General features: G+C 65.7%; 12 protein-coding genes and 1 pseudogene. 3 read left to right on the top strand and 10 right to left on the bottom strand.

All coding sequences use genetic code 11. The features are described from left to right. Positions 1 to 52: 52 nt before the first annotated feature. The 6 genes from hpf to OR16_RS18315 form a co-directional block, all read right to left on the bottom strand. Positions 53 to 403 (bottom strand): ribosome hibernation-promoting factor, HPF/YfiA family, encoded by a 351-nt coding sequence (gene hpf, locus OR16_RS18340; protein ID WP_006159435.1) that lies wholly within the window; start codon positions 401 to 403, stop codon positions 53 to 55. Positions 404 to 452: 49 nt separating this feature from the next. Then, positions 453 to 1,928: an RNA polymerase factor sigma-54 gene (locus tag OR16_RS18335; protein ID WP_006159434.1), complete on the bottom strand. Its 1,476-nt coding sequence runs from the start codon at positions 1,926 to 1,928 to the stop codon at positions 453 to 455. Between the two features lie 136 nt (positions 1,929 to 2,064). Beyond that, on the bottom strand, positions 2,065 to 2,754 hold the full coding sequence (lptB, locus tag OR16_RS18330; protein WP_006159433.1) for an LPS export ABC transporter ATP-binding protein: 690 nt from the start codon (positions 2,752 to 2,754) through the stop codon (positions 2,065 to 2,067). Positions 2,755 to 2,800: 46 nt separating this feature from the next. Continuing rightward, positions 2,801 to 3,445 (bottom strand): lipopolysaccharide transport periplasmic protein LptA, encoded by a 645-nt coding sequence (gene lptA, locus OR16_RS18325; protein ID WP_006159432.1) that lies wholly within the window; start codon positions 3,443 to 3,445, stop codon positions 2,801 to 2,803. Positions 3,446 to 3,499: 54 nt separating this feature from the next. After that, a complete protein-coding gene (lptC, locus tag OR16_RS18320; RefSeq protein ID WP_043420296.1) occupies positions 3,500 to 4,126 on the bottom strand; it encodes an LPS export ABC transporter periplasmic protein LptC in 627 nt (208 codons plus the stop codon). A 15-nt stretch (positions 4,127 to 4,141) separates the two neighbouring features. Then, a complete protein-coding gene (locus OR16_RS18315) occupies positions 4,142 to 5,125 on the bottom strand; it encodes a KpsF/GutQ family sugar-phosphate isomerase (protein WP_006159430.1) in 984 nt (327 codons plus the stop codon). Positions 5,126 to 5,274: 149 nt separating this feature from the next. On the opposite strand from OR16_RS18315, the pseudogene OR16_RS18310 reads away from it, so the two are divergent. Beyond that, a pseudogene (locus OR16_RS18310) lies at positions 5,275 to 7,195 on the top strand (cation:proton antiporter). Between the two features lie 30 nt (positions 7,196 to 7,225). On the opposite strand, the gene OR16_RS18305 reads toward OR16_RS18310, so the two are convergent. Both OR16_RS18305 and OR16_RS18300 read right to left on the bottom strand, forming a co-directional pair. Then, complete coding sequence (locus OR16_RS18305) at positions 7,226 to 7,606, bottom strand: ribbon-helix-helix domain-containing protein (RefSeq protein ID WP_006159427.1); 381 nt, start codon at positions 7,604 to 7,606, stop codon at positions 7,226 to 7,228. Positions 7,607 to 7,674: 68 nt separating this feature from the next. After that, the gene (locus OR16_RS18300) at positions 7,675 to 8,253 is read right to left on the bottom strand and encodes a DJ-1/PfpI family protein (protein WP_006159426.1); all 579 of its coding nucleotides are present in this window, start codon (positions 8,251 to 8,253) and stop codon (positions 7,675 to 7,677) included. Between the two features lie 161 nt (positions 8,254 to 8,414). Between OR16_RS18300 and OR16_RS18295 the strand changes: the two genes are divergently transcribed. Further along, positions 8,415 to 8,987, top strand: coding sequence for an adenine phosphoribosyltransferase (locus OR16_RS18295; protein ID WP_006159425.1), 573 nt, complete (start codon positions 8,415 to 8,417; stop codon positions 8,985 to 8,987). 315 nt (positions 8,988 to 9,302) lie between these two features. Beyond that, the gene (locus OR16_RS18290) at positions 9,303 to 10,988 is read left to right on the top strand and encodes a Na/Pi cotransporter family protein (protein ID WP_043420270.1); all 1,686 of its coding nucleotides are present in this window, start codon (positions 9,303 to 9,305) and stop codon (positions 10,986 to 10,988) included. Between the two features lie 6 nt (positions 10,989 to 10,994). On the opposite strand, the gene OR16_RS18285 is transcribed toward OR16_RS18290, so the two are convergent. Together OR16_RS18285 and OR16_RS18280 are read right to left on the bottom strand one after the other, a co-directional pair. Then, entirely contained in the window at positions 10,995 to 11,480 is a 486-nt protein-coding gene (locus OR16_RS18285) for an adenosine-specific kinase (RefSeq protein WP_006159423.1), read from the bottom strand. Between the two features lie 111 nt (positions 11,481 to 11,591). Beyond that, a complete protein-coding gene (locus OR16_RS18280) occupies positions 11,592 to 11,939 on the bottom strand; it encodes a hypothetical protein (protein ID WP_043420267.1) in 348 nt (115 codons plus the stop codon). Between the last annotated feature and the right edge of the window lie 5 nt (positions 11,940 to 11,944).

The raw sequence follows: 11,944 nt of genomic DNA, 5'->3' as shown, positions 1-11,944 counted from the left end.
CGTTCTCAATGGACTGACACCGACGGCCCGGTATGTGGGCCGCCAGGCACGGTCATTGCTGCATCTGCGATGCGGCCATCTGGTACTTGACCGCCTCGCGGTCGTGGCTCTGCACGCGATCCTTGTGGCGAATCACCTGCCGGTCGAGCTTGTCGACCAGTGCGTCGATAGCGGCATATAGGTCTTCATGATGCGCTTCGACAAAGATGTCCTTGCCCTTGAGATGTAGATTGATTTCCGCGTACTGCCGCCGGTCCTTTTCTTTTGTATTGTCGACAGAGAGCAGCACACTTACGCCAATGACTTGATCGAAATGCCTGACGATACGCTCCAGTTTCGTTTCCACGTACTCACGCAGAGGGGGCGTGATGTCCAAGTGGTGTCCACTGATCTTGAAGTTCATAGCGTTTCTCCTTCTGAAAGAGCTGCATCAGGCAGGCGATGCAGCTCGGCTACAAAGTCTTACGGAGATTGACCGCGGGAATCTTGAGCGCTTCGCGGTATTTGGCAACGGTACGCCGTGCTACCACAAAGCCTTGCTCGCCGAGCAATTCGGCAATCCGGCTGTCGGACAAGGGGTTCCTAGCGTCTTCGGCTCCTATCAATTGCTTGATCAACGCACGGATTGCCGTTGATGAGGCCGCGCCGCCGGTTTCTGTGGATACGTGACTGCCGAAGAAATACTTCAGCTCGAAAGTCCCCATCGGCGTTGCCATGTATTTATTGGTAGTCACCCGAGAGATGGTGGACTCGTGTAAACCCAGTGTATCGGCAATCTCCCGCAAAACCAAGGGGCGCATCGCAATTTCACCGTGGGTGAAGAAGTTCTTTTGACGTTCGACAATAGCTTGTGCGACGCGCAATATCGTATCGAACCGTTGCTGGATATTCTTGATCAACCAGCGTGCTTCTTGCAGTTTTTGCTGCAATCCGGCCGCGCCGGCATCGCCTTTTGCACCGCGCAAAATCTGCGCGTACATGTCGTTGATGCGTAGCCGCGGCATCACATCCGGGTTGAGATGGGCGATCCATCCGCCGCTCAACTTCCGGACAAAAACATCGGGCACCACGAAGTCGGCTTCCGGGCGGCTGTAGGCATGGCCGGGATAGGGCGCGAGCGAGCGGATCAGTTCGTGCGCCGCCTTGAGTTCCGGTTCGTCCACTTGCAGCGCCTTTTTGAGACGCGTGTAATCGCGCACCGCCAGCAGCTCAAGGTGATTGGTAACGATGGTCAGCGCCAGTTCGCGTTGCGGATGCTTGAGCCTGCGCAGTTGCAGTGCCAGGCATTCGGCGGCATTGCGTGCCCCGACTCCCGGCGGATCGAAGCTCTGCAGCAGCGTGAGCACGGCCTGGATCTCGTCGACCTCGAATTCGAGCTCCTCCGGCAGTTCGCTGCAGATTTCCTCGAGCGTGGTGCTCAGGTAGCCGTCATCGTCCAGGGATTCGACCAGGAAGATGGCCAGCCCCTTGTCGCGCAGGGAGATCTTGAGCGGCGCGAGCTGCTCCATGAGGTGTTCACGCAGCGTGGGCTCGGCATCGCGCAGCTGCATCGGGGTCTTTTCGTCGTCTTCGCCTTGCGGGCGGCGTGCGAAGTCGTCGAGGCTCCAGTCGCTGCCGTAATCCTCATTGCTGTCGGAATAGTTGTCCTCGGCTTCGGGGGCGCCATCGGGGCGGTTCTCGCTGGTGCCCTGGCCATCGGCGGGTGCTGGCGCGGGCGCGCTCTGCAGGTTTACCGAGCCGTCCGAAGACACGCGCAACGGGCTGTCGAGCCAGTCGTTCTCGCGCTCGAGCAACGGGTTCTCGGTCAGCGCCTGTTCCACTTCCTGCTGCAGCTCGAGCGTGGACAGTTGCAGCAGCCGGATCGATTGCTGAAGTTGCGGTGTAAGCGCGAGATGCTGCGAGAGGCGGAGCTGTAGCGACGGTTTCATGCGACCTATTTTATGCCCAACTTCCGCAATGGTGGAACGGAAATTGCTATCGCTGATGTCGCTGTGATCGTTTGAAGGATCGGAGGCGACACCGAAGCCGCCCGGGACCAGTGCGCGGCAGGCGCCGCGCGCGCCCTTACATGCGGAAGTTCTCGCCCAGGTAGACCTTGCGCACCGACTCGTTGGCGATGATGTCTTCTGGCTGGCCGGACGCCAGCACCGCGCCCTCGCTGATGATGTAGGCGTGGTCGCAGATGCCCAGCGTCTCGCGCACGTTGTGGTCGGTGATCAGCACGCCGATATTGCGCGCCTTGAGGAAGCTGACGATGCGCTGGATTTCGCCTACCGCGATCGGGTCGACGCCGGCGAAGGGCTCGTCCAGCAGGATGAAGCGCGGCGCGGAGGCCAGCGCGCGGGCGATTTCCACGCGGCGGCGCTCGCCGCCGGACAGCGACAGCGCAGGGTTGTCGCGCAGGTGGGCAATCTGCAGGTCATCCAGCAGGGTGTCCAGCCGGCGCTCGATCTCGGCCTTGCCCAGGGGTTTGCCATCGTTGAGCTGCAGCTCCAGCACCGCGCGGATGTTCTCCTGCACATTGAGCTTGCGGAACACCGAGGCTTCCTGCGGCAGGTAGGACAGGCCCATGGGGGGGGGGTTCTTCGGATGGCCAGGCCGCTGATGTGCTTGTCGTCGAGTGCTCTTCACGTCGAGGGACACGTCCTTGACCACGGTGCGCGAGCCGTAGCGCTTCTTCAGGTGGCGCACGACCAGCGTGCTGCTGTCCTTCAGGGTGGCGGGCTGGGACGGTGCGGTTTGGGTAGCGGTCATGAAGGTGAGGTCAGAATCCGTGGATCAGGGACGCGGCGGCGTCAGGTCAGGGGTTGACGGGGGCAGGTGCCGGCTTGAGCGGCAGCGGGTTGGCTGCCGTTGCGCTGGCGGGCTGCTCCTGGCGCGGCGACAGCACGGCGCGCACGCGGCCGGACGGGCTGCCCGCGGTCGCGTTCTCGGCGCCGCCGTTGGCGGTGTAGAACTCGTTGCGGCTGTCATAGGTGATCACCGCGCCGCGGATTTCATCAACCAGCTTGGCGCCAGCCAGGCGAGCCATGCGGGCGCGCCCGATCAGCTTGGATAACTCCTGCTTGCCGTCATATTCGATGCGGTCGCCCCAGCCGTCGATGTACTCGTCGACGTTGTCGCGCTTCTGGCGGATATAGGCCTGCTTGCCGCCCTTGGAGGTCGCGATCGCGTACTGGTAGCCCTCGGGATCGGTACGGACTTCAGCCGCGTCGGACTTCAGCACCATGGTGCCCTTGGTCAGCACCACGTTGCCGGTCAGGACATAAACCTGCTTGACGTCGTCGTAGCTGGCGTTGTCGGCCTCCAGGACCAGCGGCTTTTCACGGTCGGCCTTCTCGGCGCTGGCCGGCGCGGCCAGCGTGAGGCCTAGGACGGCTGCCAGCGTCAGCAAGGCGGCCGTGCTGCGGCGCAGACAGGACGAAGTCGTCAGGAATGAATTCATGTTGGCGTGATGGCGGTTGACGCGGACAGCTGGCGCCCGCGGGCGGCTTCAGGGCTACTTCGCGGGACTCGCCGGCGGCGGTCCCGTAATGATGGTGCCGCGTACGTTACCCAGCAATTGTACTTCGCGAGTGACATTGTTAAAGATCAGGCCGTTGGCGGTCATCACCGACGGGCCGCGGGTCAGCTTGACGGCCTTGTCGGTCTTGACGATGTCATCGTTGACCAGCACCTGGAAATACGCCGAGGCGGCCGTCATCTGCGGGTCCTTGGCGGCGTCGGGGCCCTGGGCGCGCACGATGAAGGCATTGCCGAACAGGTCGATGACGGAACCTTCCGCGTTCATCGTGCCGCGATCGGAGTGGCCCGTCACGGGCGGGCGGTCGATTTCGTAGGAGCGCATGGCCGGGCGCGTCACTTCGTAGGTCTGGTCGTCCTCGAAGTGGATCATCTTGTCGCCGGTGAAGCGCAGCTTGGTGTTGCCGTCCTCGGCAAGCTCCGTGGCGGAAAAGCGGATCATGTAGTAATCCGGCTCATGCTTCTTGCCCACCGGCCCGGTGGACTCTTCTTTCGGCGAGTTGACCTGCACCAGCCAGAAGGTGCTGCCCGCCACCAGCGCCATCAGCAGCAGGGGCAGGGCTCGCATGGCAAGCCGGCTCAGGGAGGACAGGATTTCCCGCATGGGCATGGGCTGGCCTCAGATGACCTTGGCGCGGGTCAGGTCGTGGATATGGAGCGCGCCGACCAGGCGCCGCTCTGCGTCGACCACCAGTATCTGGTTGACGCGGTTCGCCTCCATCACCTGCACGGCTTCCACCGCCAGCTGGTCTGGCCCGACGGCATGCGGCGTGCGGTGCATGACCTCGCTGATGGGTACGGTCTTCCAGTCGCGCGGGGTTTCGAGCAGGCGGCGCAGGTCGCCATCGGTGAAGACGCCGATCAGCCGGTCGTCCGGGTCGACCACGGCGGTCATGGCCATGCCCTTGCGGGTAATTTCCATCAGTGCCTGTGCCAGCGGCGTGCTTTCGCGCACCTTGGGCACCGCGTTGCCGCTGCGCATGACGTCGCGCACGTGGGTCAGCAGCTTGCGCCCGAGCGCGCCGCCCGGATGCGAGCGGGCGAAGTCTTCCTCGCCAAAGCCGCGGGCATCCAGCACCGCCACCGCGAGCGCGTCACCCATCGCCAGCGCGGCGGTGGTGCTGGCGGTCGGGGCCAGGTTGAGCGGGCAGGCTTCTTTCTCGACGCCGGCATTCAGATGCGCGTCGGCCAGCTTGGCCAGCGTGGAGGCGGGGTTCCCGGTCACGGAGATGAGCTTGGCGCCGATGCGCTTGACGATCGGGACGATCGAAAGCAGCTCGGCCGTCTCTCCGGAGTTGGAAAAGGCGATCAGTACGTCGTCGCGCGTGACCATGCCCAGGTCGCCATGGCTGGCCTCGGCCGGATGCACGAAGAATGCGGGCGTGCCGGTCGAGGCCAGCGTGGCCGCGACCTTGCGGCCAATGTGGCCGGACTTGCCGATGCCGGACACGACGACGCGCCCGCTGCAATTGAGCGTCAGTTGCACGGCCTGCGCAAATTCGTCGTCCAGGCGGCCTGCGAGGGCAGCGACGGCGTCGGCTTCGATCTGGAGGGTCTCGCGAGCGAGCCTAAGTGCTCGATCCGCATTGAAATTAGCTATCATGGCGACGAAGTATACCAACGAATGCGATGGCGCTTGGGCTGTTCCTGGAATCGGGGGCCGGGGCGGCTTCGTGCTTGCCGTAATCCGCCGGCAGGGCCGCCCGCACCGGGCCGGTCCGGTGCCCGGCGCGGCGTACCCTGACCCTGCCGATGCACTCTCCGCTGGACCTTACCCTTGTCCTGCTGGCCGCCGCCGTGTTCGGCGTGGTCGCGTTTCGCATGCTGCAGTTGCCGCCCATGCTGGGGTACCTGGTCGTGGGCATCCTGATCGGGCCGCACGCGCTCGGCCTGGCCAGCGATACCGCGCAAACCAAATACCTGGCCGAGTTCGGCGTGGTCTTCTTGATGTTCTCGATCGGCCTGGAATTCAGCCTGGGCAAGCTCAAGGCAATGAAACGGCAGGTGTTCGGCCTGGGCGGCTCGCAGGTGGTGTTGTCGCTGCTGGCGGTGATACCGGCGAGCTGGGCCTTCAACTGGCTGTTCCCGCTGTCCTGGCAGGCCTCGGTGGCGCTGGGCGGCGCGCTGGCCATGTCGTCCACCGCCATCGTCTCCAAGATGCTGTCGGAGCGGCTGGAGCTGGAAAGCGAGCATGGGCGCAACATCATCAGCATCCTGCTGTTCCAGGACCTGGCCGTGGTGCCGCTGCTGATCGTGATCCCGGCGCTCTCGCGCGATCCCGCAGACCTGATGATGGCGCTGGGCCTGGCGACGGTGAAGATCGTGGTCGCGCCGCTCGCAAGAGCTGTTCATGCTCAACCTGCTGCTGGTCACGCTGGGCATGGCGGCGCTGACCGAGCGCCTTGGCCTGTCGATGGCGCTGGGCGCCTTCATGGCCGGCATGCTGATCTCCGAGACGCCCTATCGCCATCAGGTGGAGGAGGACATCAAGCCCTTCCGCGACGTGCTGCTGGGGCTGTTCTTCGTCACCATCGGCATGCTGCTCAATATCCATGTGGTGCTCGATCACCTGTGGCTGGTGCTGGCGCTGCTGGTGGTGCCCATTGTCTTCAAGCTGGTGCTGATCTCCGGCCTGGCCCGCTTGTTCGGTTCGCGCCCGGGAGTGGCGATCCGTACCGGCCTGGGCCTGGCGCAGGCCGGCGAGTTTGGCTTCGTGCTGCTCAACCAGATCGACGGCCTGAACCTGGTCGATCCGGTGCTGATCCAGGTCATCCTGGCCTCGATGCTGCTGTCGATGCTGGCGGCGCCGTTCCTGATCCAGTACAGCGACGCCATCGTGCTGCGCTTTACCGCCAACGAATGGCTGATGCAGTCGCTCAACATGACGCGCATCGCGGTGCAGAGGCAGAGCCTGCAGACCGAGAAGCACGCCATCATCTGCGGGTTTGGCCGCAGCGGCCAGAACCTGGCGCACATGCTGGAGCGCGAGGGCATTACCTATGTGGCGCTCGACCTCGACCCGGACCGCGTGCGTGAAGCCGCCGGCGCGGGCGATACCGTGGTGTACGGCGATGCGGGCCGGCGCGAAGCGCTGATCGCAGCGGGCCTGCATCGGGCGGCCGCCTTGATCATCACTTACAACAACACGCCGTCGGCGCTGAAGGTGCTGCACCATGTGCAGGAACTGGAGCCGGCGCTGCCCGTGATCGTGCGCACCATGGACGACTCGGAACTCGACATCCTGCAAAAGGCTGGTGCCACCGAGGTGGTGCCAGAGAGCATCGAGGGCAGCCTGATGCTGGCCTCGCATGCGCTGGTGCTGCTGGGCGTGCCGATGCGGCGCGTGGTGCGCGGGGTGCAGGAGGCACGCGATGCGCGCTACAGCCTGCTGCGCGGCTACTTCCACGGCCGCGACGACGAGGAAGACATGGTGGAGCGCGAGTCGGTGCGGCTGCACTCCATCTCGCTTGGCCCGCAGGCCACGTCGGTGGGGCGGCGCCTGGGCGCGCTGGGGCTGGATCGCATCGGGGTGGAAGTGACGGCGGTGCGCCGGCGCGGCATCCGCGCGTTCGATCCGGAGCCCGATACGGTGCTGGAGCCGGGCGACATCGTGGTGCTGCGCGGGCAGCCGGAGGCGCTCGAAGCGGCCGAGGCGCGCATGCTGGCCGGCTGAACTCGCGCCGAGGGCCCGGCGGTTTCGGGTTTAAGCCGCAGCGCGGCTGAGGCGCGCTTCTTCCGCCCACGATGGCGGCAGGCCTTCCAGAACGGAGCGTGGGTCGAGTGAGCCGATCGGGATACGCGGATCGGCGGGAATGCGGCCTTCGGCTTGCAGCATCAGGTAGCGCAGGCAGCACACGCGCAGGAACGACGTGAAGTTTGCCGCCTCGCCCCGGTATGCCACCAGTTCGTCGTGCAGGCGGGTGATGAGCTGGCCCACGCTCATGCCGTCGCGGCGCGCCAGCGTTTCGAGCACTTCCCAGAACAGGCTCTCCAGCCGGATGCTGGTGGCCACGCCATGCAGCCGGAGCGAGCGCGACTGGCCCTGGTACGACTGCGGGGTGGCGCGGATAAAGATTTCACACATAGAAGGACTCCCGTGCGGAACGGCCCGCGATAGGCCTCGATAGGCTCGCGGGCCGCGTTCGGTAGCCTCTAATGTACGATCCTGGTGCCCAGGACGGCAAGGAACTGCGCCAGCCATGCAGGGTGCGCGGGCCAGGCCGGGGCGCTTACCAGGTTGCCGTCGGTGTAGGCCTGGTCGACTGGAATGTCGGCATATTTGCCGCCCGCCAGGCGTACTTCCGGCGCGCAGGCCGGATAGGCCGAGCAGGTCCGGCCTTCCAGCACGCCGGCCGCGGCCAGCAGCTGGGCGCCGTGGCAGACCGCCGCGATCGGCTTGTTGGTGCTGGCAAAGTGCCGCACGATCTCCAGCACCCGCTCGTTCAGGCGCAGGTATTCGGGGGCGCGCCCGCCCGGGATGACCAGCCCGTCGTAGGCCGCCGGATCCACGTCGGCGAAGCTCGCGTTCAGTGCGAAGTTGTGGCCACGCTTTTCGCTATAGGTCTGGTCGCCTTCGAAATCATGGATGGCGGTGGGACAGCTGGCGCCGGCCGCCTTGTCCGGACACACCGCATGGACCGTGTGGCCCACCATCTGGAGTGCCTGGAAGGGCACCATGGTTTCATAGTCTTCGGCGTAGTCGCCGACCAGCATCAAGATCTTTTTCGCCATCGCTGTCTCCTGTATGGTTACGGTTGTCCCGGGCGAGCCGCGCCGCAACGCGTGCGAGCCGTCCAGGCGTTGCCCATTGTGTTGCCGTTTGCGGCAGCCCGGGTGGTAACCCATTACCGCATCCAGCCTGCCAATTTGGCGGGCTGTCCGAACGAGTCCCCATGTCCAACACCACTATCCAGTCGTCCGCCCTTGGCGACGTTTCCCACTACCTGCGCGAACGCATCCGCACCGTGCCGGACTGGCCGCAGCCCGGCGTGATGTTTCGCGACATCACGCCGTTGCTGCAGGATCCCAAGTCCCTGCGCGTGCTGATCGACGTCTTTGTGCATCGCTATATGGATGCCAAGCTCGACGTGGTGGCCGGCATCGACGCGCGCGGCTTCATCCTCGGCGCCATCCTGGCTTACGAGCTGAACCTGGGCTTCGTGCCGATCCGCAAGAAGGGCAAGCTGCCGTTCCAGACCGTGGCCGAGGAATATGAGCTGGAGTACGGCAGCGCCACGGTGGAGATCCACGCCGATGCCTGCAAGCCAGGTGAGCGCGTGTTGCTGGTGGACGACCTGATCGCCACCGGCGGCACCATGATGGCTGGCCGCAAACTGCTTGAGCGCCTGGGCGCCACCGTGGTGGAAGGCGCGGCCATCGTCGACCTGCCCGAGCTCGGCGGCTCGCGCCACCTGCTGGACAGCGGCCTGCCGCTGTTCACGGTTTGCCGCTTTGACGGGCATTGACGGGCACTGACGGCCGATCTCCGTGGCGGCATCGCCATGCCGTCACCACATATGCAACAAAACGCCTCTAATTGTAATAATATGCCAATTACGGCGCGCCCGGCATTGGCCGCCCGGCCTCGCCCCGCGGCACTCGCTGCGTCCGGCGCGAGCGGCTTGCGCATTGGGTTTGCGGCCAATCCCGCAGCGTGGACATAGCGTTGCCCGCGCATGCCGGCAAGCGCATAATGCCCCATTGACAACGATACGATGGCCGGGCGAACGCTTGCTTTTTGTCATGGAGGCACCGGTCACATCAGGGCATAAGGGCGCAGCATGGGCGTACTACTTCATTTGCTTTCCGGCGTGGCGCTGCTCGTGTGGGGCACCAACATCGTCAAGGTCGGCATCCTGCGCGTGTACGGCGCCAACCTGCGCCACGTGCTCTCGTCCAGCATTTCCAACCGGTTCACGGCCTTTGCCGCCGGCCTCGGCGTGACCGGCCTGGTCCAGAGCAGCAACGCGACCGCCGTCATCGTCAGCTCCTTCGTCAGCCAAGGCCTGATTGCCGTGGCCCCGGCACTGGCCATCATGCTGGGCGCCAACGTCGGCACCGCCGTCATGGTGCAGGTGTTCTCGCTGGACCTGTCCTGGCTCTCGCCGCTGCTGATCTTCGTTGGCGTGATCCTGCATCTGTCCTGGAAGGGCAACAAGCCTGGCCATGTGGGCCGCGTGCTGATTGGCCTGGGGCTGATCACGCTGGCGCTGGAGTTGATCTCCGTTGCCACCCGTCCGGTGGTGGAGGCGGCCGGCGTCAAGGTGCTGTTCGGCACGCTCACCGGCGACCCCACGCTGGACATGTTGATTGGCGCCTTCCTGACCATCCTGTGCTATTCCAGCCTGGCGGTGGTGCTGTTCTGCGGCGCGCTGGCTTCGGCCGGGGTGGTGTCGCTGCATGTGGCGATGGCGCTGGTGCTGGGCGCCAACCTGGGCTCGGGCATCTCCGCGCTGCTGACCACCTCGGGCAACAACCAGCCCGGCAAGCGCGTCACCCTGGGCAACCTGCTCTCGCGCCTGCTTGGCTGCGTGATCGCGTTGCCCTTGCTGGGACAGGCCGAGCGCCTGCTGGCGCTGGTCGATGCCGATCCGCAGCGGCTGGTCGTGAATTTCCACCTGCTCTTCAATGTCGCGCTGGCGCTGCTGCTGCTGGGTGCCACCGGTCCGCTGGCGCGCCTGTGCGAGGCGGTGCTGCCCGGGCGCAATACCGGCGACAGCCAGGTCACCCCGCGCCACCTCGATCCCGCCGCGCTGCCCACGCCGGCGCTGGCGCTGTCCAATGCCGCGCGCGAGGTGCTGCGCATTGGCGACCGCATCGAGCAGATGCTGGACAACATGCTGCGCGTGCTGCGCACCAACGATGCCAAGCTCGCCACCGCCACCTGCCGCATCGACGACGAGGTGGATGATCTCTACACCGCGATCAAGCTTTACCTGACCCGGATCAGCCTGGAGGCGCTGGATGAGCGCGACGGCCGGCGCTGGACGGAAATCATCTCGCTTACCATCAATCTCGAGCACGCCGGCGACATCATCGAGCGCATCCTGCAGGACGCGCGCGAGAAAAAGATCGCCCATAACCTGGCCTTCTCGGAAGCGGGCATGCAGGAAATCTCGCAGATGCACGCGCGCGTGGTGGCCAACCTGCGGCTCGGGCTGTCGGTGTTCCTCTCCGGCGACCTGAAAAGCGCGCAGCAACTGATGGCGGAGAAGGCGACCTTCCGCGAGATGGAGCGCCAGTACGCGCGCACCCACCTGCAACGCATCGCCGTGCAGACCACCGAGAGCATCGAGACCAGTTCGCTGCACCTCGATGTGATCAGCGATCTCAAGCGCCTGAACTCTTTGTTCTGCGCCACCGCCTACCCGGTGCTGGAAGACGCTGGCGTGCTTAACCGCAGCCGCATGAAGGAAGACGATGGCGAGCCCCCGGCCAGGGCGGTGCCGTCAGCGCAGGCGCATTAAGGACGGCTACAGCTTGTAGCCGATCTCCCGCAGCAGGTTTCGCCGCCAGGCAATGTCGGCCTCGGTTTCCAGCCCGAGCGGCGACGCGCCATCCACCACGCCAAGCACCGCGCGCCCCTGCGCGGTCTGCGCCACCACCACCTCGGTCGGGTTCGCCGTGGCGCAATAGATCCGGCATACTTCCGGCACCGCGCGCACGGTCGCGAGCACATTGACCGGATAAAAGCCGTCGCCAAGGAACAGCAGGAAGCTGTGGCCGGCGCCGATTGCCAGCGCGTTCTGGCAGGCCAGGTCGATCATCGCCTCGTCCGTGCCGGACCAGCGTACCAGGCGCTTGCCCGAGGCCTCGCAGAACGCCAGCCCAAAGCGGATGCCGGGCACCGCGCTGGCCAGCGCCTCGTGGATGTCGTCCACGGTCTTGATAAAGTGGGATTGCCCGAAAATGAAGTTGGTCGCCTCGGGCTTGGCGATCGGCACTACGGTGAGCTCCATGGCCGTGCTCCTGCGTTGGCCGGTGCCAGCCCCGGGAAGGGCTTCAAGAGGCGCGGCCTTTCGCAGTCTATGGTAGGCCGGGCAAGGTCGAATGCAAGGCGCCGCGCGCGCCTACTTTGAGCCAGGCGGGCGGCGTCTGCGGCGCGCGCGCTGCAGCATCGCGGCGATGGCCACAAGCACGGCCGCGCCGCCCAGCGTCAGCGCCAGATTGCCGGACACGGCGCCACTCGCCTTGGCTGGTACCTGGGTCGCGCTGGCGGCGCTGGCCTCCCGGGCGGCCAGCGCGGGCGGGGCGGATGCCGCCGGCGCGGCAGGTTCATCGATCGCGCGCGCTGCCGGCGCGGCCAGGTCGACCGGCGTGACGGTGGCCTGCGCCGCAGCCGGGCCGGCAACGGCTGCGCTGCCGAGCAGCAGTGCGCATTGCCAGGCGCACAGGATGAGGCGGGCAGGCGTGCGCATCGTGG

This window comes from Cupriavidus basilensis OR16, assembly GCF_000243095.1.
In the GTDB taxonomy this organism is placed as follows: Bacteria; Pseudomonadota; Gammaproteobacteria; order Burkholderiales; family Burkholderiaceae; genus Cupriavidus; species Cupriavidus basilensis_D.
This window is presented reverse-complemented; position numbering and strand designations above follow the sequence as displayed.

Excerpts from the sequence above, each read along its gene's own strand:
- OR16_RS18285 (WP_006159423.1), bottom strand. The coding sequence starts at position 11,480 with ATGGAGCTCACCGTAGTGCCGATCGCCAAGCCCGAGGCGACCAACTTC.
- OR16_RS18315 (WP_006159430.1), bottom strand. The coding sequence starts at position 5,125 with ATGATAGCTAATTTCAATGCGGATCGAGCACTTAGGCTCGCTCGCGAG.
- lptB (WP_006159433.1), bottom strand. The coding sequence starts at position 2,754 with ATGACCGCTACCCAAACCGCACCGTCCCAGCCCGCCACCCTGAAGGAC.
- OR16_RS18305 (WP_006159427.1), bottom strand. The coding sequence starts at position 7,606 with ATGTGTGAAATCTTTATCCGCGCCACCCCGCAGTCGTACCAGGGCCAG.
- OR16_RS18300 (WP_006159426.1), bottom strand. The coding sequence starts at position 8,253 with ATGGCGAAAAAGATCTTGATGCTGGTCGGCGACTACGCCGAAGACTAT.
- OR16_RS18295 (WP_006159425.1), top strand. The coding sequence starts at position 8,415 with ATGTCCAACACCACTATCCAGTCGTCCGCCCTTGGCGACGTTTCCCAC.
- OR16_RS18280 (WP_043420267.1), bottom strand. The coding sequence starts at position 11,939 with ATGCGCACGCCTGCCCGCCTCATCCTGTGCGCCTGGCAATGCGCACTG.
- hpf (WP_006159435.1), bottom strand. The coding sequence starts at position 403 with ATGAACTTCAAGATCAGTGGACACCACTTGGACATCACGCCCCCTCTG.
- OR16_RS18335 (WP_006159434.1), bottom strand. The coding sequence starts at position 1,928 with ATGAAACCGTCGCTACAGCTCCGCCTCTCGCAGCATCTCGCGCTTACA.
- OR16_RS18290 (WP_043420270.1), top strand. The coding sequence starts at position 9,303 with ATGGGCGTACTACTTCATTTGCTTTCCGGCGTGGCGCTGCTCGTGTGG.
- lptC (WP_043420296.1), bottom strand. The coding sequence starts at position 4,126 with ATGCGGGAAATCCTGTCCTCCCTGAGCCGGCTTGCCATGCGAGCCCTG.
- lptA (WP_006159432.1), bottom strand. The coding sequence starts at position 3,445 with ATGAATTCATTCCTGACGACTTCGTCCTGTCTGCGCCGCAGCACGGCC.